The organism is Emticicia agri, assembly GCF_004168285.1.
GTDB classification, from domain to species: Bacteria; Bacteroidota; Bacteroidia; order Cytophagales; family Spirosomataceae; genus Emticicia; species Emticicia agri.
The window spans coordinates 18,226-42,924 of record NZ_SEWF01000031.1 but is presented as its reverse complement, the minus strand read 5'-3'; the positions used below and the strand labels follow the sequence as shown (position 1 = coordinate 42,924).

General features: G+C 38.6%; 21 protein-coding genes. 8 read left to right on the top strand and 13 right to left on the bottom strand.

Annotation, left to right across the window (positions count from 1 at the left end):
- Positions 1-204: 204 nt before the first annotated feature.
- The 3 genes from EWM59_RS18755 to EWM59_RS18745 form a co-directional block, all read right to left on the bottom strand.
- Positions 205-2,355, bottom strand: a complete 2,151-nt coding sequence (locus tag EWM59_RS18755) for a xanthine dehydrogenase family protein molybdopterin-binding subunit (RefSeq protein ID WP_130022790.1) — start codon at positions 2,353-2,355, stop codon at positions 205-207.
- Positions 2,356-2,390: 35 nt separating this feature from the next.
- Positions 2,391-2,882: a (2Fe-2S)-binding protein gene (locus tag EWM59_RS18750; protein ID WP_130022789.1), complete on the bottom strand. Its 492-nt coding sequence runs from the start codon at positions 2,880-2,882 to the stop codon at positions 2,391-2,393.
- 192 nt (positions 2,883-3,074) lie between these two features.
- Positions 3,075-3,356, bottom strand: coding sequence for a hypothetical protein (locus tag EWM59_RS18745; protein WP_130022788.1), 282 nt, complete (start codon positions 3,354-3,356; stop codon positions 3,075-3,077).
- Positions 3,357-3,669: 313 nt separating this feature from the next.
- Between EWM59_RS18745 and EWM59_RS18740 the strand changes: the two genes are divergently transcribed.
- Entirely contained in the window at positions 3,670-4,695 is a 1,026-nt protein-coding gene (locus EWM59_RS18740) for a threonine aldolase family protein (RefSeq protein WP_130022787.1), read from the top strand.
- A gap of 198 nt (positions 4,696-4,893) precedes the next feature.
- On the opposite strand, the gene EWM59_RS18735 is transcribed toward EWM59_RS18740, so the two are convergent.
- Together EWM59_RS18735 and EWM59_RS18730 are read right to left on the bottom strand one after the other, a co-directional pair.
- Entirely contained in the window at positions 4,894-5,388 is a 495-nt protein-coding gene (locus EWM59_RS18735; RefSeq protein ID WP_130022786.1) for a YcxB family protein, read from the bottom strand.
- A gap of 114 nt (positions 5,389-5,502) precedes the next feature.
- Positions 5,503-5,931, bottom strand: a complete 429-nt coding sequence (locus EWM59_RS18730; RefSeq protein ID WP_165372224.1) for a DUF4783 domain-containing protein — start codon at positions 5,929-5,931, stop codon at positions 5,503-5,505.
- A 137-nt stretch (positions 5,932-6,068) separates the two neighbouring features.
- On the opposite strand from EWM59_RS18730, the gene EWM59_RS18725 reads away from it, so the two are divergent.
- Both EWM59_RS18725 and gldD read left to right on the top strand, forming a co-directional pair.
- Positions 6,069-6,569, top strand: coding sequence for a phosphoribosyltransferase family protein (locus EWM59_RS18725; protein WP_130022784.1), 501 nt, complete (start codon positions 6,069-6,071; stop codon positions 6,567-6,569).
- Positions 6,570-6,581: 12 nt separating this feature from the next.
- Positions 6,582-7,181, top strand: a complete 600-nt coding sequence (gldD, locus tag EWM59_RS18720; protein WP_130022783.1) for a gliding motility lipoprotein GldD — start codon at positions 6,582-6,584, stop codon at positions 7,179-7,181.
- A 47-nt stretch (positions 7,182-7,228) separates the two neighbouring features.
- Here the strand turns inward: gldD and EWM59_RS18715 are convergent, their stop codons facing one another.
- The 5 genes from EWM59_RS18715 to EWM59_RS18695 all read right to left on the bottom strand — a co-directional run bounded on the left by EWM59_RS18715 (position 7,229) and on the right by EWM59_RS18695 (position 11,304).
- Positions 7,229-7,783 (bottom strand): YceI family protein, encoded by a 555-nt coding sequence (locus EWM59_RS18715; protein WP_130022782.1) that lies wholly within the window; start codon positions 7,781-7,783, stop codon positions 7,229-7,231.
- A gap of 45 nt (positions 7,784-7,828) precedes the next feature.
- The gene (locus tag EWM59_RS18710) at positions 7,829-8,476 is read right to left on the bottom strand and encodes a hypothetical protein (protein WP_130022781.1); all 648 of its coding nucleotides are present in this window, start codon (positions 8,474-8,476) and stop codon (positions 7,829-7,831) included.
- Positions 8,477-8,605: 129 nt separating this feature from the next.
- Complete coding sequence (locus tag EWM59_RS18705; protein ID WP_130022780.1) at positions 8,606-9,112, bottom strand: QcrA and Rieske domain-containing protein; 507 nt, start codon at positions 9,110-9,112, stop codon at positions 8,606-8,608.
- 309 nt (positions 9,113-9,421) lie between these two features.
- Entirely contained in the window at positions 9,422-10,537 is a 1,116-nt protein-coding gene (locus tag EWM59_RS18700) for a tetratricopeptide repeat protein (protein ID WP_130022779.1), read from the bottom strand.
- Between the two features lie 113 nt (positions 10,538-10,650).
- Positions 10,651-11,304, bottom strand: coding sequence for a collagen-like triple helix repeat-containing protein (locus EWM59_RS18695; RefSeq protein ID WP_130022778.1), 654 nt, complete (start codon positions 11,302-11,304; stop codon positions 10,651-10,653).
- 233 nt (positions 11,305-11,537) lie between these two features.
- On the opposite strand from EWM59_RS18695, the gene EWM59_RS18690 reads away from it, so the two are divergent.
- From EWM59_RS18690 to EWM59_RS18680, 3 genes are all read left to right on the top strand, one after another.
- Entirely contained in the window at positions 11,538-12,014 is a 477-nt protein-coding gene (locus tag EWM59_RS18690) for a pyrophosphohydrolase domain-containing protein (protein WP_130022777.1), read from the top strand.
- 85 nt (positions 12,015-12,099) lie between these two features.
- Positions 12,100-13,353: a peptidase T gene (gene pepT, locus EWM59_RS18685; protein ID WP_130022776.1), complete on the top strand. Its 1,254-nt coding sequence runs from the start codon at positions 12,100-12,102 to the stop codon at positions 13,351-13,353.
- Positions 13,354-13,355: 2 nt separating this feature from the next.
- Entirely contained in the window at positions 13,356-14,045 is a 690-nt protein-coding gene (locus EWM59_RS18680; RefSeq protein WP_130022775.1) for a YggS family pyridoxal phosphate-dependent enzyme, read from the top strand.
- 23 nt (positions 14,046-14,068) lie between these two features.
- Here EWM59_RS18680 and ygiD read toward each other — a convergent pair whose 3' ends face one another.
- Entirely contained in the window at positions 14,069-14,893 is an 825-nt protein-coding gene (gene ygiD, locus EWM59_RS18675) for a 4,5-DOPA-extradiol-dioxygenase (RefSeq protein ID WP_130022774.1), read from the bottom strand.
- A 190-nt stretch (positions 14,894-15,083) separates the two neighbouring features.
- Here ygiD and EWM59_RS18670 point away from each other — a divergent pair, with 190 nt between their 5' ends.
- On the top strand, positions 15,084-15,455 hold the full coding sequence (locus tag EWM59_RS18670; protein WP_130022773.1) for a DUF423 domain-containing protein: 372 nt from the start codon (positions 15,084-15,086) through the stop codon (positions 15,453-15,455).
- Between the two features lie 97 nt (positions 15,456-15,552).
- On the opposite strand, the gene EWM59_RS18665 is transcribed toward EWM59_RS18670, so the two are convergent.
- The gene (locus tag EWM59_RS18665) at positions 15,553-16,764 is read right to left on the bottom strand and encodes an MFS transporter (RefSeq protein ID WP_130022772.1); all 1,212 of its coding nucleotides are present in this window, start codon (positions 16,762-16,764) and stop codon (positions 15,553-15,555) included.
- Between the two features lie 152 nt (positions 16,765-16,916).
- Here EWM59_RS18665 and EWM59_RS18660 point away from each other — a divergent pair, with 152 nt between their 5' ends.
- Positions 16,917-17,870, top strand: a complete 954-nt coding sequence (locus tag EWM59_RS18660; protein WP_130022771.1) for a DUF8428 domain-containing protein — start codon at positions 16,917-16,919, stop codon at positions 17,868-17,870.
- 77 nt (positions 17,871-17,947) lie between these two features.
- On the opposite strand, the gene EWM59_RS18655 is transcribed toward EWM59_RS18660, so the two are convergent.
- Positions 17,948-24,634: an Ig-like domain-containing protein gene (locus EWM59_RS18655; protein ID WP_130022770.1), complete on the bottom strand. Its 6,687-nt coding sequence runs from the start codon at positions 24,632-24,634 to the stop codon at positions 17,948-17,950.
- Between the last annotated feature and the right edge of the window lie 65 nt (positions 24,635-24,699).

The window sequence follows — 24,699 nt, the reverse complement described above, 5'->3', positions numbered from 1 at the left end:
AGAAACTAATTGTTGAATGAGTTGATAAAAATTAACCACGGAGGTACACCGAGTTTAGCACGGGGTTTCACGAAGTTTAAGAAAAAATCAACCGTGAAACTCTGTGCAAGACTTCGTGGAACTCCGTGGTTTAATGCTTTAATAGCAAATAGTGCCCTCTATCCTTGTATAATAATCTAAAATAACCGAACTTGATTAGATATTTTAACCAATATTACTAATATCAAAAGGCAATTTACGTATGCGTTTACCTGTGGCTGCAAAAATGGCATTTCCCAATGCCGGAGCAATAGGAGGTAAGCCCGGCTCACCCACACCACCCGGATTAGCTCCGCTATCGATAATATGAATCTCCATTTTTGGTGCTTCGTTGATACGCATCAGGTTAAACTGATGGAAATTGGTTTGGTCGCAAACACCATTAGTAAAAGTAATCCCGTCTTTAATGGCTGATGTGAGACCCATCACAATATTGCCTTCGGTTTGTGCTTTTACATTGTCAGGATTTACATAATAGCCGCAATCAATTACCGATACTACTTTGTCAATCTTTACGCCATTTTCCTGTTTGCTTACCGTTACGCAAGCTGCTGAAATGCTATCAAACGAGCGGAATACTGCTATGCCTTTACCTTGACCTGCCGGAAGTTTTTCTTTCCAGTTGGCTTTTTCGGCCAATGTTTCTAATACTTTTCTGAAACGCTCGTCAGACAAAATATCCAGACGTGCCTGTAATGGATCTTTACCTGCCAGATGCGCCAGTTCATCAATGAAACACTCTTGCCCCCAACCAAAATTTGAGGCATATACCGAGCGCCACCATACAACAGGTATATCAGTTTTTACGTTTGTCCAGCTTATTTTTGAGGCCGTAGCAAAGTTGTATTTGCTGTTTTCGGGGCTTATCTCTCCAGTTAACCAAGGGTCGGCTTCATCGTCTTTTAAACCTTTGAATACCTGCCCTGCAATAGACTCACCAATAGCATGATGATGGAATCCGGTGATTTTACCATTTTCTACAAAGCCTTGCAGATGGCTCAACATGCCCGGTCTGTAAGGCCCTTGTGTTATATCATCTTCCCGTGTCCAGGTAACCTTTACGTTTTTTTTCAATTCTTTCGATAAATGGCAAGCCTCTAACAAAAAATCATGGTAGGCTTTACGACCAAAAGCACCGCCTAAAAGCGTTACATTGATTTTTACCTGCTCAGGTTTTACGTTCATATAACCACATACATCTCTCAAAGCCCAGTCAGGCCCCTGTACAGGTGCCCATATTTCAATGGTACCATCGTCTTTTACGTGTACAATGGCATTTTCTGGCTCTATAGGCGCATGAGCTAAAAAAGGAGTTTCATAATTGGCCTCTGTTTTTTGTTTGGCCGAAGCATATTTTGCCGAAAAGTCTCCTTTTTCTTCATAATTGATACCTTCTTTTTTTGCAGCCTCATAGGTGGCATCAAAATATTTCTGAGTACTTAGGGTTTTATCATAATTACCATTATCCCATTGCACTTTCAGCGCTTTTTTGCCTTTCAGGGCTGCCCACCAGTTAGTTGCAATTACTGCAACTGCTTCTGATTTACGATGTGGCATAGGGCGTTCGGTTCTTACTACCTGCAATACTCCGGCTATCTTTTTGGTTTCGGTATCATCAATAGAGGCTATTTTGCCATGCAACATCGGTGAGTGTACAATGCTTGCATAGACCATACCCGGCACATCTACATCTAAACCATAAACCGCTTTGCCTGTTACACGTTCGGGTACGTCAAGACGTTTGTTGTATTTGCCAATAATCTTAAAATCTTTGGCTTCTTTCAGTTTCGGATTTTTCGGGATTTCTAATTTTGAAGCATCATCAGCCAATTCGCCGTAAGTCAGGCTCTTACCACTACCCCTATGTACAATTTTACCATCTTGTGCAAAACATTCGGAGATTGGAACATTCCAGCGTTTAGCGGCTGTTTCGGTAAGCATTTCACGGGCGGCGGCTCCTGCTTTACGGATAGGTTGCCATAAGGCTCTTACCGAGCTACTTCCACCTGAGGTCTGGTCACCATATTTTCCTTTACCATCGCTCTGTACAATCTTCACTTTTTCGAGCGTTACTTCTAATTCTTCGGCTAATAGTGAAGGTACCGCCTGCGTTGAGCCCTGTCCCATATCCGGACGAGGGTTTACCAGCGTGATATTTCCGGCGGTGTCAATGATAATAAAAGGATTTATTTCGAGACTTACGATGGCAGGTGTTATCTTTTTGAGCGTAGCATCTTTTGCAAAAGAAGATACTCCCAACGCAAAACCAAAAGTGGTAAGACTTGTAGTTTTTAAGAAATTGCGTCTTGAAGTCATAGTGTTTTTATTTTTGTCGTAGTAAATAGGTCAGATTATCTTCCTCCACCCACACCAGCACTACCTTTAATGGTATCAGATGCTTTGTGAATGGCTTTACGGATACGGTCGTACGTACCACAGCGGCAAAGATTACCGCTCATAGCTGCGTCAATATCCTCGTCGGTAGGATTCGGTGTAGTTTTTAATAAAGCTACTGCCGACATGATTTGTCCTGACTGACAATAGCCACATTGAGGTACTTGCTCGTCAATCCAGGCTTGCTGAACTGCGTGTAATTGTACTTCGCCAATGCCTTCAATAGTTGTTATTTTAGCATTTTTGGCTACAACCGAAATGGGTGTCTGACAAGAACGGATAGGTTGTCCGTTCAGATGAACAGTGCAGGCACCACACATAGCCATTCCGCAACCAAATTTGGTTCCTTTTAAACCTACAAAGTCACGGATTACCCAAAGAAGTGGCATGTCGGGCTCGACATCTACTTTTACTTTTTTGTTATTTACTGTTAAGTTGAAAACTGCCATTGTCGTAGTAGTAATAGATGAGTCTAAACTAATGTAAAATTTTACAAAAGTCTTCACTTTTCCAATGGATTTTATAGTATTATTTCAAATATTAGACGAACGTCAGAAAATTGACAGATTTTGTGTATTTGTTCCCACAAACAGCAGGAGCGTAATTTTATGAAATAGTATTACTGGTATCAATTTTTAGATTTATTGATATCTACGTATTTCTTCAATTTTACAGTTTTTTTTTGAAATGCGGAAATACGCACCTCCACCGTCGGCTAAAGAATCTTTCAGTCTATAATTTATATGATAAAAGCTACTATCCTGAGTTGTTGTTAATTTCAAAGAATTTAAACCTTCATTAAATCTATTCATTTTCTTCTGGCTTAATACCTGGGCTTCTTGTAAATCACAATTCTTTGTCTGAAGAGTGTTCTTAGCACAACCAGTCGAAATAATGATAAAAAACAACAGATATACTTTCATTTTTAATTGAGGATATTGAACCTGTTTAGACTTATTTCTTTAGACTACGAATGGCTATTTCTTAATCATATTTCGCTTATTTATTTCGTCCGTAGCGCTGCTACGCCAGTTCCACTGCGGACTCAACAAATAATCTTATCTGATTGAAAAATCGCTCATTCTCGTTAACAAACAAAAAGTTTAAACAGGTTCATTTAATGCTTTCTTGAAAACGGATTCTTCTTCGAAAATAATATTAAGTAACTTCAAAGCAAAAAATACTACCTTGCATCATCTTTTACATTTCATAATAAAACACTCTTTTTAACTACCCATGTTTATAGATTTAAGAAGCGATACGGTTACAAAACCTACCCAGGGAATGAAAGAAGCGATGTTTACTGCTGAATTAGGTGACGATGTATTTGGAGACGACCCGACCGTAATAACTTTAGAGGAAAAAGCTGCAAAACTGTTTGGCATGGAGGCTGCCTTATTCTGTGCTTCAGGAACCATGACTAATCAATTAGCTATCAGAGTTCATACATTGCCCGGTAGTGAAGTAATTTGTGATAAAATGTCTCATATTTATTTATATGAGGGTGGGGGAGTATCACTTAATTCTTTTTCTTCCTTAAAACTATTAGAGGGCAATAAGGGTAGAATCAATGCGCAACAGGTAAGGGATGCGATTAATAACCCTGACGATATTCATCAACCCGTTACCCGATTAGTATCTCTCGAAAACACAATGAACAAGGGTGGCGGATGTTATTATCAATTGTCTGACATTGAAGCTATCAGACAGGTCTGTAATGAGCATCAACTTCCTTTGCATTTAGATGGAGCAAGAATCTTTAATGCTTTAGTTGAAACCGGAGAGTCAACCCTGACACATGGGCAACTGTTTGATTCCATCAGTATCTGTTTATCAAAGGGTTTGGGGTGTCCGGTAGGGTCTTTGTTAATTGGTAAAAAAGATTTTATCAAAAAAGCCCGTCGCTTCCGTAAAGTAATGGGTGGCGGCTGGCGACAAGCAGGTTTTTTAGCGGCTGCAGGGATATACGCTTTAGATAATCATATCGAACGCTTGAAAGAAGACCATGCCAGAGCAAGAAAAATCGGACAAATGTTGGAAGGGGTACCATTTGTAGAGGAAATTTATCCGATAGATACCAATATTGCTATTTTTAGATTGCCGGATTCTATTCTTGCTACCGAATTTGTAGCTAAGGCCAAAGAACATGAGTTGGGTTGTGTAACTTTTGGCAAGCATTTGGTGAGATTTGTTACACATCTTGATTTTTCAGATGAACATCTGATGGAGTTTGAGAGGGTGATTAAGGGAATTGCGTTTTAATGTGATGACAGCGAATGAAACGGCCGGTCGTCGTTGCCTAAAATAACAAAGGTTTATATATATTGCCGGACTTAAGTCCAGCTTACATAAGAAAATAAATCCTTTGTTATCTTAGCCACCGAATTTATTCGGTGAACACAAGATGTGGGAGAACTGAAAATAACAAAAATCCCTCGCAGAACTGTGAGGGATTTTTGTTTATGCCGGAAGCAATTCTTTTCTTTTCAGAATCGACTCAAATAGTTTCAGATCATGCTCACTATTAAAAACCGTGAAAGGAAAACGTAGAAACTGCCCTTTACCAATAATCAGTAAATAAGAATCAGGTGTTTTTTCTGCTGACTGAATACTCTCCCATTTCATAATTCCTCCTTCTTTCTGATTCAGTTTTACCAATATCTGGCGACTATCTATTTCATACATGAATTTATCAAACATCTGTTTGTTTTGTTCCATTTGTGAGGCTGCATAAAATTGTGCATACCAGAACAAAACGTATAATCCACCTCCAACTACAGCCACTACCGGAATCCACCAGTTTTTATATGACCCTGTAAAGTGTAATACTAATCCTAAGATAACTACCGCCGCCGGAATCAACAACCATTTCCAATCTTTGCGCATATGGCGCTTAAAGGCAATACTTACGTAATCTTTTTTATCTAATGCAAATTTCTTTGTTTTAACTATCATTTTTTTGTTTTGAACTTAAATGAAAGCACAAAAATAGAAAAAGGCTCTGATAATATCAGAACCTTTACTATTATTTTATACTTTTTAGGTAAATCAGAAAGATATATATATAGTTTAACTTTCTCTGAACTGAATGGTATCTATTACGTACTTATTGTTTTCGCCTCTTTTTACCAGAATATATACCAGAAAGTCTTTATTCCGGCTACGGTAATTGGCTACACTATATTTTAAATCTACATTTGACGCTCCCTGATAAACGTATTGAAAAGACAAAGGAGGGTTGTGCTGAAAAAATAATTTGAAAATCTGTTCGGCTTGTTGGGAGGAAATTTTCTGAAAATCAATTTTTTCTGAGTCAATTATCAGCTCTATTTCCTTACTAAGACAACTGGCAAGCATTTTAGGATTTCCTCCTTTGAAAGACATTCTGATTCGGTCTGTTAACTCATTATAAACTCTTTTTGTAGGGGTAAATTTCTTATTAGGTTTTGATGCATTAATAAAAGTTATCAGGACTAAAGCAGCGAATATGTATTTCATAGGCTTCATATATAGATATAATAAGTTTTAAGTATCTTTGTTGGTGATTTATGGTTGAATAGTCTTTTACATAAACTATGCCAAAATAAGCTACTATCCGGTATGAAAATATCGGTATGATTTAATTGAAAAAATCTATGTCCAGTCAATTATTAAACAGCACCGAAACCTTTCAGAAAATCCGTCGCATAGCTTATCAGATTTATGAGCAGAATTTTGATGAGTCAGAAGTAATTATTGCAGGTATCAATGGCGAAGGATATCATTTTGCCGAATTATTGGTAACAGAATTGAAGCAAATTTCATCTCTGACAGTACACATTGCCAAAGTTAGTGTAGATAAACAGGCACAATCGCAACCTGATATAAAGATAGAAAGTGGAGTAGATACTTTTAGAAATAAGAATATCGTTTTATGTGATGATGTATTAAATACAGGTCGCACACTGGCCTATAGCCTACGTCCGTTTTTAAGTATTCCTTTAAAAAAAATACAGGTAGCCGTTATTGTTGACAGAAACCATCCGATGTACCCTATTGCAGCCGATTACGTAGGGTATTCGCTCTCTACGACTTTAAATGAGCATATTCAGGTGATTCTGAGCGATGAAGCAAAAAAAGGCGTGTATTTATATTAATGTTGTTGAAGAATGATAAACAAAATAAGCCTTATCAGGGTAGTAGGTATTTTTTTTATAGCAGTAGCTATCTATGCCTGTGGTGAAAAAGAACCGGAGTTTCAGCCTAAACCCACGGGTTTTAATCGACTTGATTTACCGGCACACGCCTATCAGCCCCTGAAAGATGAACACCCTTATACATTTGAATACTCTAAAGCAGCGATTGTACAGAGAGATACATTTGCCAATGCAGAACCACATTGGATAATATTGTACTATCCTCAATTAAATACCCGCATTCAGTTTACCTACAAGCCAGTCAATAATGACCCTAAGCGCTTACAGAACATGATGGGTGATGCTGCTAAACTGGCGTTTCATCATGATAAAAAAGCGTATTCGATTACCGATAAAATCCTGACCACCAAATCAGGGAAAAAAGCCATTATTTTTGAATTGGAGGGAGAAGTGCCAAGTCATTATCAGTTTTTTGTAACCGATACCACAAAACATTATTTAAGAGGAGCAGTATATCTGATGACAGCGACCCAGAACGACTCACTTCGTCCGGTGATTGACTATATGAAAGTTGATTGCAGACATATTTTAGAAACATTAAAGTGGAAGTGATGAGAATCCTTACATCACTTCCACTTCTTCATGGGTTAAAGTTGAGATTATAATGGGAAAAAAACTTTAAAGCTCATTTTTACTTCATCTTTGGTTTTAACTCCGAATAAAGACGGGCGTTCTATCTGAAACTGGCTCAGTAGTATATCAAACTTCCCCTCAAGTGCCATTCTTTTATCGCTATTTGTGCGGGTTACAGTGATGGTTATTGGTTTAGTAACGCCATGAAAAGTAAGATTCCCTTCTGCCACTATAGTAGTATTATCATTCTTTATTTTATTACTGGTAAAAGTTACTTTCGGATATTTTAATCCTTCCAGAACTTCTATGGCGTGTGAGTCGCGATTGGCATTGCCACTATTAAAAGCATCTACTTTCAATGAGACGGCTACCTGACTAATGTTTTTTGTATTATCGTCGTACACAATAACGGCGTTTACGTCTTTGCAAACACCTTCCCAGTCGTGTGCCGGATGGCTCATGGCGTAAGTAACAGTAGAAGTTTTTTTGTCGGCAACAATTTTTCTGCTGTCAGCACCGGAAGAAAAAGCAAAAACAACAAATAAGATAATAATGGCTATAAGGTTTTCTAAGGTTCTCATTTTTTTGGGAATATTTTTAAAATGTTGTAAGGATTTTCAAGGGTATCAGAACTCAAACTTTAAAACGGCCATAGCAGCAAAATAGGCTCCGAATGTGGTATAAGCGGCTGCTCTGTGATAAGGCTTGAGTTTAAAGTTGTCGCTGATTTTATGTGCCAGTACATTAGTGGTTATCATACCTGTAAGATGAATGTAAGACAGATATTTATGTACTTTTGCATTACTTATACCTTTGCGGTTGAGCATGGCAGGCGGAGCCGTAAAAGCCATCAGTGCTGTGGTACCATAGGCTATGTTAATCCCCAAAGCGGTTGCTTCATGCGCTTTTTTGATACGGGTATAATCATCGCCTCCGGCTCTATATAATTTAGCTCCTAAAAAGCCCTGAGCCAACATACCTGCGGCAGTTAATATACCCACAGCCTGATGGATTTTAAACATAGTTCTTCTTACTTTCAACTCTTTCGCCCTGTTTTCAGGAGTTAATTCCGGTGCAATGTGCATTTTTCTGAAAACCCCTTTTTCGCCCCAGAAAATTCTTTGGGTCAATAGCATTTTATCTGGTAATAATTTGGCTTGCTTGGCAGTTGTATCTGACTCTAAGTCGGCTAAAAGACTATCAGATTCAGTAACCTGAGCAAAAGCTACCATAGAAAATAAAAGAGCAAAGAGTAATAAAGAAATTCGTGTCATATAATCCGTTAAAATTGGTTGGTTCGTAATAGGGGAGGATATTGCTATCCTCCTTATCCTACTAATTACACTATTCAGAAACACATATATCCGATTTTTATAAGAAACACATATATCTACAAAGGTTAACTAAGCCGAAACCCGAAGGGTATTACCACTATTCTGAATTTCAGTTTTATAAACTGTTAAAGATTGCGTTGCAGGAGATAGTTTTACCGAACCATCTAAATTAAATTCTGAACCGTGATTTGGACATTTTAAATCATTATTAGCACTGCGAAAAGCAATGGTGCTTCCTTCGTGTGTACATAATTTTGATAACGCTGCGTAAGTACCACCTGTGTTTACAACAATAATGTTGGCTACATAACTAAACTCATTGGCTGTTTTTAATTTGCTGAAGTCGGCATGAGTTAAGTCAATGGTAAAATCAATGTTTGCGCCGCTGGTGGTGCCTTTTATAGCAGTGCTTGTACCGGGGCCTGGTCCTGGACCCGGGCCGGGGTCTGGAGTTGGGTCGCCCTCGCTCGAACACGCAGTTAAACCTGTACCCATACAATAAAAAGCCATTAAAGCACCGCTACTCAGGCCAAGCTGTCGTAAAAATTGCCCTCTACTCAATTGTGTTTGTTCCATAGCAAGTATAAATTTTATCTGGTTTAAAATGCGTAGTAATTAAAACCTTTACGGACATTTTAAAATGAGGGTTGCGTAGCCAGATAAAATTTGAGCGCTATGCCGGGCTATTGGTGAGACGAAAAACCGCTATTGCAGGTTGCTTAAATAAACTCAATACCTATTGCTTGGATTGAGAAATATAATAAAAAAACTGATAATGTTTTTATTATCAGTTGCTTATGACGGATTCAGCATTACAATGAAAATGATAAAATGCTGCTTGTAATTGATAAGATTTTTTGAGAGAAAATTTTTGATAATAGTCGGTTATTTGTCTAAATTTTTTTTAGCCTCGGCAATAATACCCTTATTTTCGGCATAGTCTAAAGCCTTCTTAAACATATCTTCGGCACGTTTTTTATTCCCCGCTCTCTGGGCAATTCTGCCTAAACCGAGGTAGGTCATCGCATAATAATCTTTGGTATATCGTTCGTCAGGTTCGTTTTTCAATACATTATTGTAAAAATCTGAGGCAAGTTTATCGTTCTTTTTTGATTTCTCTGCTACCAATCCGTCAAACAGATTGGCGGCAATCTGATAGACCGAACTATTAATTTTTCGTAAAGTATTTATTTTTGGAATGGCCTCTTCGTATTTCCCCAGCATCACCAGTGTTTCTGTAAACCGCATCAGATAAATAGGATTGTTAGGGTATTTATCGTGTAATAAATCGGCATATACAAAGGCTTTGTTATAGTTTAACTCATATTTAAGATTAACATTCATAAAATAATAAGCCGCTTCTATTCTCGAAAAAACAGATTTTTGTACGGCCTGTTCCAACTGTGTTAAACCTGCTTTTTTGTTTCCATTTTCGAAGAAAATAACCACTGGTTTCACCATAGGGTGAGTTTCAGGATATTGAATCCGATAGTAATTATATAGCCCTGATGTAAAGTAGAATTCCGGGTTTCGTTCCATCATACCAAATCCATCTTTCATGTAACTGTAGGCTTTCCGGGCCTCATTGGCGGCTTTCATGGGTTCTTTTCTGTAAGTATAGGCTAAGGTAATGTACCCATGTGAAGCCAATAGAAAGAAAGTTGCTTCCGCTTTTTTGCCGGCATCTTTTAGCATAGGTTCTGCTAAAGCCTGACACTTTTCTAAAAGCGACATATAGAGGTTAACGGCTTTAGGATTTTTTTCAAGAGGCAGGTTCTGCCATTGTACCTGTAAGGCACTTAAAAGCGGTGTAACCGGGTGGTGAGGGTACCGGGCTTTCACTTTCTGAAAAAAAGTGTCGGCCTCTTTAAATTCATAATTATATAATTTATCCAGGCCTTTGATGATGGTCTGTTTTAAATCATTATCGGCTAATAATTGGGCAGCAGCAGAAAAACTAAAAAGTTGAGTAAGGATACAAAAAATAAAGAGCCTTTTCATAAAAAGTTAATAGTCATACGCTTTATAAACAAAAAAGAATAAAAAAACCTCCCAATCAGAAAGCTTTTTTATTCTTTATTTGCGTAACCTACTTATGTTGTGTAGTTTACAGATTAACGATGACTTTGTAGATAAGCATCTACTGCTTCACGGCTTCTTAAATTAACACCGGCAGCTTTCATGTTAGCAAGAAGTGTTTTCTCGATAGTTGAATACCCAAAGACAAGACTTGTTTGCGGTTTGTAGCTCATTACACCATTTGCGGCTTTTGAACTATAATACATTGAAATCTTTCCAGTTTCAAAACCGAAACTAACCTGCTCTGTAGAACCATCTGTTTCCTTAACAAGAACTCTTGGCAATGCAACCCATTGAGTACCGACTTTTACATATGCCATTACAATACTGCTGGCTGTAATATTGGCATCTGTTTTTTCAACTGCGCCAACTTGGCCTGTATTGCCAGTTCCGGTACCTGCTGCATCTACTGTCTTCCAATCAGTTGCGGCTACTGTTGCTTCCATCCACTTTACGTTGGCATTTCCGTCCTTGCCATCAGTACCATTGGTACCTGTAGCACCAGTTGCACCAGTTGCTCCTACTGCACCAGTAGCACCAGTAGCACCTTGAGGACCTTGCGCACCTTGAGGACCTTGAGCTCCTTGTGGACCAGCAGGACCTTGAGGACCTTGATCTCCTTTACATGACCATAAAGCAACAGATAACGCTAACGTTACCACTGAAAGAAGTCTATAAAATTTGTTCATGATTTGTTGGGTTTTGATAATTTGACTTCAGTTACGTAGCAATATTATTGAAATTTGCTCAACTTTGCAAATGCTAATATCGTATTATTTATTTTACGGCGAAAATATTTCAACGAAAAAATTAAAACATAATTTATCTGTCGTGTTTTTGAAATAAAAAATACCTAAAAAGCCAATAGTCGGCATCTGAATTAAAATATTATTAAATTAAAAAAATAAATTTCTTCTTATTTATGCAAGCATTAGATTGTCTTAATCAGGTAGCTGATTTTCATAAAACTTTCCAACACCCTATTTTAGAAAGCCCGCAGATACCCTCTCGGCAAAGATGTAATTTAAGGGTATCGCTTATTGCCGAAGAACTGAAAGAATTAGAGGAAGCCATTGAAGAAAAAGATATTGTTGGGGTAGCTGATGCTTTAGCAGATATACAATATGTATTGGCCGGGGCAGTCCTGGAGTTTGGCTTAGGTGAAAAATTCCGTGCCTTGTTTGATGAAGTGCAACGCTCTAATATGAGTAAGGCTTGCACCTCGGTTGCTGAGGCCGAAGAAACCATGAAACACTATGCCGAAAAAGGAACAGAGTCTTATTATAAAGAAATAGAAGGAAAGTTTCTGGTGTATAGAAAAGGCGATGATAAGACCCTGAAAAATATTAACTATTCTCCGGCAGACCTACAAAGAATATTAGGTATTCCTGCTGACTGAAATAATTAAAGAAGTGGGAATGAAAGATTACCACACAGTGGACTCTTAATCACTATTCACTAAATCGCTAATTCACTCATTAATTATGACACCTCTTGCTGACGCTATATATAATGTAAAAGAGAAGTTTCTCCGTTATGTACAAATTGATACACAGTCTGACCCTAATTCGACCTCAAATCCATCAACCGAAAAACAAAAAGACTTGAGCAGATTGTTGGTAGAAGAGTTGTTGGCTATGGGAGTTACGGATGCACACTTAGATGAGTGGGGGTATGTATATGCAACCATTCCGGGTAATTCGTCTAAAAATGTTCCGGTAATATGTTTTTGTTCGCATGTAGATACCTCACCTGATTGTAGTGGGGCAGGGGTGAAGCCGATGATTACTGAATACTGGGACGGAACGGATATTGTTTTACCTGACGACCCTATGCAAATCATCAGAATGGCCGAGCATCCTGATTTAAAGCAGCAGATAGGAAATGATATAATAACTGCAAGCGGAACTACACTCTTGGGGGCTGATAACAAAGCAGGTGTGGCAGAAATTATGGCAGCAGCAGAATATCTGATACAACATCCCGAAATAATTCATGGCACTATTAAAATACTATTTACCCCCGACGAAGAAGTAGGCCGAGGTACCGAAAAGGTGGATTTGCAGAAATTAAGTGCTGATTATGCTTACACAATGGACGGCGAAACCGTTGGTACATTAGAAGACGAAACTTTTTCGGCAGATGGGGTAAGTTTACTAATTAATGGCGTAAGCACTCACCCTGGCTTTGCCAAGGGAAAATTAGAAAATGCCATGAAAATAGCAGCAGATATTTTAGCTGCCTTGCCTAAAGACACTTTATCGCCTGAAACAACAGAAGATTATGAGGGTTTTATTCATCCTACGCAAATATCGGGTATTCAGGAGCAGGTAAAGTTAGACTTTATTATCAGAGATTTTTCGGTGGCTGGATTGCATGAAAAAGAAGCCTATCTACAGAATATTGTAAACCAGACATTGAAACACTATCCAAATTCAAGTGTTGATTTTAAGGTAATAGAGCAATACCGGAATATGAAAGAGGTGTTGGTCAATCATCCGAAAGTTGTGGAGTATGCGTTGGAAGCTATCAGATGCTCAGGAATGAAACCTGAACAGCGAAGTATCAGAGGTGGGACAGATGGTTCCCGATTGTCGTTTATGGGTTTGCCTTGCCCGAATATCTTTGCCGGAGAACACGCTTTTCATTCTAAGTTAGAATGGGTATCGGTGCAGGATATGGAAAAAGCAACAGAAGTAATTATTAATTTAGTGAAAATCTGGGAACAGAAATCTTGATTATGTCAATTGTAGCCAATATACAAGAAATAGAAGAGCAAATAAAAGGAAAGGGTGTTACACTTATTGCTGTTTCTAAAACCAAACCTGTTGAAATGCTCATGGAGGCATACGAGGCAGGCTTTAAGTGCTTCGGAGAAAATTATGTTCAGGAACTGATAGAAAAACAGGATAAAATGCCCAAAGATATTGAATGGCACTTTATCGGGCATTTGCAATCAAACAAGGTAAAGTATATTGCCCCTTTTGTAAGTCTCATTCATTCGGTAGATAGTTTCAGGTTATTGCAGGAAATAAATAAACAGGCAGCCAAAAATAATCGGGTGATTGACTGCCTGTTGCAGATATATATTGCCGAAGAAGATACTAAAAGTGGCATGACCGAGGATGAGTGTCTGGAAATACTTCAATCAGAAGTTCTGAAAAACCTTACTAATATCAGCATAAAAGGGCTTATGGGCATGAGTACTTTTACTGATGATGAAAACCAGGTTAGAAAAGAGTTCAGAAAACTCAAGACTTTTCATGCTTCATTGCTTACTTCTTATCCCTATCTTACTACTATTTCGATGGGTATGAGTGGCGATTATGCCATTGCCATTGAAGAAGGCAGTACCATGATTCGGGTTGGAAGCAAGATTTTTGGAAATCGGTCAGTCCAGACTGGGTCAATCCAGACTGGGTCCATCTAAACCAGCACTTATAAAACCTGATATTATCCCACCTGAAAACACCTCATACTAATGCTGCCCATATCAAAACCTTCGTAGGTATATTTGATAGGTTCATTTGTATTAACCAAACCTACTGTATAGAGCATAGGTAAGTAGTGGTCGTAGCTTGGGTGTGCGATTTGACCTAAAGCCCCGAATGACTTGAAATCTGCCAGATCGGCCAGTTGTCTGTTATCTAACTTGTTTTTCACAAGGGTGTCAAACTCTAAGGCCCAGTCAAAAGGTTTTGAACTGTCGCCATGCCAGTTAATCTGACGAAGATTATGAACAATATTTCCACTCGTCAGAATTAACACGCCCTTGTTTCTCAGATTTTGCAATTCTTTAGCTAATTCAAAATGAAACTGGGGTGGTTTTGAAAAATCAATACTCATCTGGAAAGTCGGGATATTGGCTTCCGGATAAATATGCCGCAGAACCGACCACGCACCGTGGTCGAGACCCATTTTGTGTTCTTCTATGATACCAATAGATTTGACTTCATTGATTACCTCCCTTGCCACCTCAGGAGCACCTTTGGGTTCATATTTAACTTCATATAGCTCTTTTGGGAAACCACCAAAATCATAAATGGTTTGTGGTGACGGGTTAACTGATACATACGTTTTATTCATTGTTAGCCAGTGAGCCGAAATAACTAAAATAGCTCTTGGTCGCTCAATACTTTTACCTAAAGTATGCAAACTATCTGTAAAATTATTGTCTGCCAGAGCGTTCATAGGGCTACCATGCCCGATAAAAATAGTTGGCATTCTCTCAGACTTAGAGAAGCCATCTGATATATTTTTTAAGTCTTGTAAATTCATAGCCTGTGTAGTAAATGGTAAAATACTTAACGTTTTCAAAAAATCTAATCTTTTCATACAACTACATTATATGTATATACAACTAATTTTTTGTTGATAAGATTCAATTTCGCTAAACTTATGTATTTTTATTGGCTATGCTATCGTATTTTTGCCACTATTCCCTCATATTATAAATACAGATAAAGCGATGAATAAATTTTTTTTGCAGGCAGGGGCTCTTTTAGGAGCAGTAGGAGTGGCTTTAGGAGCTTTTGGTGCTCATGCCTTAAAAGATAAACTTATGGCTTCGGGCAGAATGGAAACATTTGAGACAGCCGTAAAATACCAGTTTTATCATGCTTTAGCCTTGGTATTAGTAGGTATTTTAGCAAAAGAAATCATTGCCAAAAATATTGCCTATAGCGGCTATTGCTTTTTGGGTGGTACCCTTATTTTTAGTGGCTCTCTCTACCTTATCTGTTTTACAGGAATCAAAACTTTTGGAGCGATTGCTCCTATTGGCGGCACTCTGATGATTGCAGGCTGGCTGTTATTGTTCTGGGCGGTGATAAAAAGCTGATGTTTTATATTTTGCCACAATGTACACTATGAAACACGATGTTACACTATTAAATTGTGTCACTTTGTGGAATTTGTGTACATAGTGGCAATTTTATTTATTCCACATAATCCAAATCTTTAGAAAACGTTTCTTTAAGCGAAGCATTGGCAATAAATGCTGCTCCGAAGCAAACAATTCCTATAATAGTAGCACTCAATATTAAATTACCATTCAGTGCTTTTGTGAGATATTGATGAGCTAATAAGATAGGTACTGCACCTCCACGGGCAAAATTCGGAATAGTGGTAGCAACAGTAGCTCTCAGATTTGTACCGAATTGTTCTGCCGACATAGTAATTAATACAATCCAATAGCCAGAAGCAGCCCCCATCAATACACACATAATAAATATAATAGTATTGGTGGCTCCCCATAGGTTCAGGTAAATCAGGCACATACACAAACATATAGCCTGAAAAATAAAAATAGTTTTACGTCGATTTTTTAACCTTTGGCTTACGTATCCACTAATGAGGTCGCCACAGGTTAAGCCTATATATACATACATAACGGCCTGGCCTGCCGTAACTTTACCTTCAATCCCTAATGCTTTGGCTACTTCCGGTGCTAACTGCATCAGAATACTCACAATAAAAAAAATAGGGAAACCAATAAACATGCAGGCTATATAGCGCTTGAAACGGTCTTTATTGGTAAAAAGGCTTAAAAAATCTCCTCTCGTAATATTTTGCTCTTCGGCATGTTTATACAACTTAGATTCAAAAGTGCCTACACGTAATAATAAAAGGAGCAAACCCATGCCTCCCCCTATAAAATAGGCAGTCCGCCAATAGAAGGCATCACCGACTAATGCAGCTACTACTGCGCCAAAAGCCCCAACCGAGGCCATTATCATGGTACCATAGCCCCTTTTTTCTTTCGGCATGGTTTCGGCTACAATGGTTATTCCGGCACCTAATTCACCTGCTAAACCGATTCCGGCCAAAAACCTTAATATTCCGTATGTATATATATCCTGTACAAATCCGTTAATAATTGTAGCCAATGAATAAAGTATGATAGAACCGAATAAAACAGATAGGCGACCTTTTTTATCGCCTAACACACCGAAAAAAATACCACCACACAATAACCCTATCATCTGTACGTTAAATAGCCATAAACCGACATTCGTATTATTACTACCTACTACACCTAATTCGGTTAGACTGCTATGACGAAGCACAACGAATAGAATCAAGTCATAGGCATCTACGAAATAACCTAACGCTGCAACTAATACCAGTAAAAAAGTTGATTTTTTCATGTATTAACAAAATTTCACGAAAATAGAGATTCGTAAAGAATTTCACGAAAAAAAATAACGACATTTTCGATAATTTTCTGAACATATTCAATAAAAGGCTTGTTTGGTCGTTAATAAGCCTAAACCGTTAAATACTAAATATTCAGATTTCTATGGAACAAACTCAAGAAAGAAGAAGTAACACGGCAATGACTGCCGGACTTGTTTTAGCCTGTGCTTTAGCAGCACTATTTGGCTTCCTTTATTTCAATGCTCGTCAGGATATTGATTCAAAGAGCGTTGATATTTCGCAAAAAACAAAAGAACTGCTCCTTACGAACTCTAAACTTGATTCCATTGCCGTACAACTTGATGCAAAAATTGCTGAAGTACAAGCTTTAGGTGGACAAGTAGAGGATTTACAAGCATTGAAAGCTCAATTGGAGCAAGACAAGAAAAATTTAGTTAACTCAAAAAGTGTCAGTATTAAACAATACGAAGGCAAAATTAAAAATTACGAACTGGCATTGACAGAAAAAGATACCGAAATTGCCAAGTTGAAAGAAGAAAACGCAGTACTAGCTACACAAAACGAGACTTTAGGCACAGAAAATAACACCTTAAAAACAGAGGTTACCGGTTTAAAAACCGACAAGCAAGCATTGGCAGACTCAGTTTATAATGTTGGTGTTAAAAACAGAGAATTGGCAGAAAAAGTAACTTTAGCCGCTGCACTCAAAGCTATGAACGTAAATGTGAGTGCTATTAACTCTCGTGGTAAAGAACGTGATGGGGGTGAGTACAAAGCTAAAAGAGTAGATAAAGTTAAAGTATCTTTCAAACTGGCTGAGAATCCGCTTACCAAAAGAGAAGAGAAAGTTATTTACATGAGATTACTTGACCCTAAAGGCAATGTAGTTTCAGACATGGCAACCGGATCTGGTACGTTTAGCTTTGGTGGAAACGAAACCGTATATACCTCTAAACAAACTGTTATGTATGATAACTCTGGGCAGAATGTAGATTTCGTTTATTCTCGTGGAAGTTCTTACGAAAAAGGCAAATACACTATTGAACTCTATTCAGAAGGTTTCAGTATTGGCCGTGGTACTTTCGATGTGAAGTAATTGTCATATCTTTATATATGAATGCCGCCGGAGTAATCCGGCGGCATTTTTTATGGTTTGATAGTAACTTAGAATAGTTAATTACTGCATCCACCAATATAAGCCTTGAAAATACTGCCACTTTGTGCTTCAAAACCCGCATTTAAAGTAATGGCATTTCCTGCCTTATAAGTAACATTGGCAGGAGAAATAATCTTATTTGTAGCAGCAATAGTTTGTGTCGCTATCTGTGCAGTTATGCCTGATGAAATATTGGTTGTTAAATTGAGTGTAAGTGATGAGCCGGTTACAACGACCATATTTGTGGTTATACGACTACTCAAACAACTGCCGTTGATACAAGATACATAATAAGTAGTGGTTGTAGCCGGGCTCTGAGAAAGATTAATACCCGTTCCAAGTGCTGTTCCACCAGTTGCCTGGTTATACCAGGTAACTGTTCCTACGGCGCAAGTGGCTGATAATGAAATGCTTGAGCCAGAACAAATAGCCGTAGAACTCACTGAAACTGCTGTTGGGGTAGTAGGCTGCGTAGTTACAACTACCTGATTAGTAGCTACTCTGGCACTTTCGCAGGCGCCTATGACGCAGGAAGCGTAATAAGTTGTAGTTGTGGCAGGATTTTGAACCAACGGAGATGCTGTTCCAACAGCGGTTCCACCCGTCTGTTGGTTATACCATGTGATAGTGCCAGAAGGACAAGAGGCCGAGAGTATGACATTAGTACCTGAACAAATAGCTGTGGAATTAACCGAAACAACTGTTGGAATGGATATTATCGGTGCTACAGTTACTACAACGTCCACAAAAGCACTTGTACAATTAGGTTCTCCACCGCTTTCACAGCGAACTTTATAAATAGTATTTGAATTTAAGCTGGGTGTTACAAAAGGTGAGCCCGTACCTTGTAATGCTGTGCCGCCCGAATTATACCATTTAACTGTTCCCGATGCGCAACTGGCTGACAATGAAGTACTTGTATTATAACAAATGTTTACGTTTACCACATCTGTCGGAGGAGCAATAACTGGTGCAATTGTTACTGCAACTTCAGTGAATGTACTGATACAGGAGTTCGATTCGCACAGGGCTTTATAAGTAGTATTTTCACTTAAAACAGGGGTCTGAAATGGTATACCGCTGTAAAGTAGGGTAGTTCCGTTGGCTGCATACCATTTCACAGTTCCAACTGCGCAGGTAGCTTCTAAAGAAGTGCTTGTGTTAATACAAACCGTTTTATTGGTTTCATTAGATGGTGCGGCTATATCAGGTCTTACAGTTACTAGCACACTCGCAAAACTACTTACATTGCAAGCCTCACAACGAACATGATAAGTGGTATTGGAGACTAAATCTGGCGTTGTATAGGTTGAACCAGTTCCAAGCAAGGTACTACTACCCGAATTATACCATTTGACGGTTCCGGTTGCACAGGTTGCCGTTAATGTGGTTGACTTATTATAACAAATAGTAGGGCTTGAAGTACTGGGTGCTGCGGGTGGCGTACAACCACTTAAAGCAAAACTGAAACTATTGGTGTTGGTGGAGGTAATTTGTAAGTTTCCTGTAAATGAACCATCAGTTGAAGGATTAAATCTTACATACACAGGTGTATTGGGAACAGCACCATTTGTTGGTATAATAGAGACGCTGGAAGCAAAACCGCCGGATTCATTCAGCGAAACCTGAAAACCTGCAGGGGCAGTAACAGTAATATTACCCGTTAAACAATTTCCGCCCCATACCTGTACTGTCTGCGTAGCTGAGGGGCCTCCCACAGAACCCAAAAAATTGACAAAACTTCCCTGCACCTGTTCATAAGCTTTAATATGCGCTATATACTGACCAATAAACATCTCTGACAAACCATCACCGTCAAGATCTCCAAAAGCTGTATTCTGGTAAATACCAGCCGTTATAGTAATAAACGAATTGGTTACTAAATTAAATGTGGAGCTATTTACAGCCGCCTGTTTATAATAAACAATTGGGCTGAAAGTCCGTCCGATAATCAAATCTAATATACCATTTTTATCAAAGTCGGTAAAAGTGGGGGAGGCATCACTCCCGAGGTTTATACCAAGAAAAGAACTGGTTACCAGATTAAATGTATAGCTATTGGCTGATGCCTGTTCGTAATGATTGATAGTGCCATCACTTTTACCTACAACTAAATCCAGTAATCCATCTCCATCAATATCTGTAAAAGTTGGACTAAGCCTGCCGTTTGACACACTTATGCTATTGAAAGTATTTGTTACAAGGTTAAATGTCAGGCTATTTAATGCCGCTTGTTCGTAATGAGCTATTGTTGCGTAAGCTCCGATAATCATATCTATTAAACCATCGTTATCAATGTCTGAAAAAATCGGATTGGAAGCAATGCCAACGTCAATATTATTGAAATTGTTTGTTACCAGAGTAAAACTCAGGCTGTTGGGAGCTGACTGTTTATAATGCATCAGTGTTCCGGAAGCCTCACCTATAATCATGTCCATTAAACCGTCGCCATCGAGGTCAATGAGTTTTGGAACCATATTGACAACCTGTAAGCCCGGGCTTTCAAAACCTGAAATTTCGACAAAGGTCTGGGGGTTTCTGATTGCAGAGATTTTAGGCGTATTTACTTTAACTGAAACTGTTTCAAAATTGCTAAAGCAAGAACCATTTTCGCAACGAACTCTATATATTGTAGTTGAAGTTAAATTGGGTGTTGAAAATGGCGAACCTGTGCCTTGTAAAACCGTACCTGTATTATACCATTTGATAGTACCTAAAGCACAAGTTGCCGATAATGAGGCCGTTGTATTAGTACAAATAGTTGCGTTGGCTATGCCAGTAGGGGGTGCTACAACAGGATTTACTACGATTGTGACATCTACAAAATCACTCGAACAATCTGGAGTACCTCCACTTTCGCACCTCACTTTATAAGTAGTATTGGAAGTTAGATTGGGCGTTATAAATGGCGAACCTGTGCCTTGTAAGGTTGTTCCTCCTGAATTATACCATTTGACTGTACTACTTATACAACTGGCTGTAAGTGAGGCAGTAGTATTATTACAAATGGTTGCATTAGCAGTGCCTGTGGGCGCCTCAACAACAGGATTTACTGTAACCGTAACATCTACAAAATCACTTACACATGCTGAAACCTGAACACTTTCACAACGCACTTTATAAGTAGTATTTGAGTTTAAATTAGGTGTTTCGAATGAAGCACCCGTTCCGAGCAAAACGGTGCCATCTGAATTATACCATTTAATAGTTGCTGCCGTGCAATTGGCTGATAAAGAAGTGCTTGTGTTGTGGCATATAGTTAGATTTGATGTGCCCGTAGGAGGGGAAATAATTGTTACTGCAACTTCAACAATTGCACTAAGACAGTTTCCTACTGCACAACGAGATTGGTAAGTAATATTTTCATTTAAAACTGGTGTTACAAATGGTGACCCTGTATGATGAAGCGTAGTTCCATCCGGATTATACCATCTGACAGTTCCGGTATTACAAATGGCTGATAAGGAAGTACTTGTATTAGGGCAAATAGTTTTAGGTGTAACGCCATTGGGCGCAGCAAAGGGAGGGGTTACAGTTATCGAAACAGTAACAAAACTACTGATATTACAACCCTCACAACGAACATGATAGCTGGTATTCCCGAATAAGGGATTTGTTACAAATGGCGAACCTGAAGCCGTTTGATAGCTCCCTGTACCTGTGGTGTACCAACTGATAGTTCCCGCAGCACAAGTGGCTGTTAACGTGGCCGATTCAGTAACACAAATGGTTGGATTTGAAGTACCTATAGGAGGAGATATTGGAGTGCAACCACTCAAAGCAAAATTGAGTGTACTGGCATTAGTGGAACTAATTTCTAAATTTCCTGTAAAAGAACCTTCAGTTAAGGGATTAAACCTTACATAAAGAAGTGTATGAGCTACTGCTCCATTAGTTGGTGTAAGTGAAATACTGCCACCGAAACCACTACTTTCACTTAGGGAAACCTCGAAACCTGTAGGGGCGGTAACGGTAATGTTACCGCTTAGGCAAGAACTGCCCCATACCTGTATGGATTGTGTAGCAGAGGGATTACCTACTGAACCCGTATAAGCAGTAAAACTACCCGATAATTGTTCAAAAGCGAGGAGTGTACCATCAGATTTACCACAAATCATATCTAACAAACCATTGCCATCAATATCAGTAAATGTTGAGTTTGAAAGCGAACCCAGATTTAAACTATTAAATGTATTGGTTATCAGATTAAATGACAGACTATTCACAGTAGCTTGTTCATAGTGCTTAAAGGGGCCATTTGTTCCCACAATAAAATCTAATAGACCATCATTATCAAGGTCAGTAAAAGTAGGGCCGTTCCCCAAACTTGTATTAAGAAAAGAAGTGGTTATCAGGTCAAACGTGAGGCTATTTGTAGCTGTTTGCTCATAGTGGCTACAGTGACCATCTGATTTGCCAAGGATTAAATCTAATAACCCATCTCCATCGAGATCAGTAAAAGTGGGCATTAAAAAACTTGACGTATTTATGCCATTGAAAGTGCTGGATTTCAGGTGAAATGTCAGGTTATTTAATGAGGCCTGTTCATAATGGGCAATTGTACTTCCTTTTCCCACAATCAAATCTAGTAATCCATTTCCATCAAGATCTGTAAAAGTAGGATTTGATATATTCCAATCAATATTGTTAAAACTACTACTACTAACTAAGCTAAAACTCCTGCTATTAACACCTACTTGTTCATAATGAAAAAGTTTGCCCTCACCTTCGCCGATAATCAAGTCCATTAAACTATCACTATCAAGGTCTATCAAACTTGGGTCTGACATAGCCCCAATATCTGTTCCTGTAAAAGTTGTAATTGAGCCAAAGGATTGTGGATTTCTTGAAGCAGAGATGACAGGCGTATTTATCTTTACTGCTATTGTTTCAAAATTTCCAGTACAAGTGCCATTTTCGCATCGAACTTTATAAAATGTATTGGAAGTAAGCGTTGGCGTAATAAAAGGCGAGCCGGTAAACAGCAAAGTGGTACCATCGGAGTTGTACCACATCACAGTTCCTACGGCACAACTGGCTGATAAAGAGGCTGTCGTATTGATACAAATGGTTGCATTGGCAATACCTGTTGGATTAGGCGGCGGAGAGGCTATATAAGTGAGAAAAAAATCTGACCCACCCGAGGAAGTTAAACTTGATTCTCCAAATTGAGACATGCCTTCAAAATAACCCGTAGCATGAATCATACCTGCTGCCCCAAGAGCTAAACCTGTAGCCTGATCGTGTCCTGTTCCACCTGCTTTTTTAAGCCATATAATAGCTCCATAGGCACTAAATTTGGCTATGAAAATATCCTGACCACCGGCAGATGTTAATTCAATCCCATTTGTATTCTGATAGTACAGGAAGTTAAGGTTCATAGTCCCTCTGAAATTACCTGCCAGATAAATATTCCCTGACAAATCCTCCCTGATGTCAGCAGCATAGTCATCGTTTGCTCCACCTGCTCTGTGGAGCCACATGACTTCGCCTGCAGGGTTGTATTTGACTATAAAAGCATCAGAACCTCCCCACACATACAGATAATTATTAGCAAAAGAAGAGGGAGTATTGAAATTGGCTTGTCCTTGAAAAATACCAGAAAGATAAGTATTTCCGGCATTATCTGCGAAAATGGTAGTACCAATATCAGTATTTGTACCACCCCCTCTTTTAAGCCATTGAATAGTACCATCGTTAGCAAACTTGGCTATAAATATATCATAATCTCCTAATGAGACTAAGGTATTCGTATTTTGGTCAGAAGGCATATTAAAGTCAGTAGTTCCTACAAATCCGCCTGTTGTATAAACATTTCCGGTATTGTCCACTGTAATACTATAGCCATAATCACCGCCTGTACCTCCCGTTCGTTTAATCCAAGCTAAATCGCCGGAGTTATTGTATTTTACCATAAAAACATCCTGATCACCTGCTGACACTAACTCATTGCTACCAGTAGCTGACGGAGTATTAAAATTAGCAGTTAATCGGAAATTACCTATCACGAAAACATTTCCATCGTTATCTACTTTGATAGATTGTGCATTGTCATTATCAGTTCCCCCCATCCGTTTCATCCATTGCACTTCGCCAGATGTGTTATATTTGGCTACAAAAGCATCAGTTTGGCCTGCCGACGATATCTCATTACTACCTGTAGCCGACGGGTTGTTGAAATTCATTGTGGAATAGAAAAACCCTGTTACATAAATATTCCCTGCATTGTCAGTGGTGATACCCGTACCGAAATCATTGTTTGCACCACCGGCGCGCTTTACCCATACTAATTCGCCTGCTATATTATACTTGACTATGAAAACATCTTCATCTCCGGCAGAAGTTATGGTAAATGCACCAATTGTCATAGTACCATAAAAGTTACCAGTAATAAAAATATTTCCCTCACTATCAGTAGCCACATCAAATGATAATTCACTATTAACCCCGCCACCACGTATGGCTGTAAAACTCTCACAATCAACGTCAGCAGATTTTGTCATACTTCTCCACCCGGCAGTGGTATATACTTGTATGACACCATGCGTAAGGTCATACGCCATATTGCCTATGTGTGGAGACGGTAGTGCTAAAATATCTTTATAACTCAATCGAGGAATAGAATGGGTAGGAGGAGTATATGCTTTTGCATCGTTCCATAAAAATAGTAATATAAAAATGAGTACAGGTAAAAGTTTTTTCATAGTAAAAATCAGATTTGGGTTCTTGAAACCTCCATAAATGCAAGCTCTAAACGAATGCAAAAATT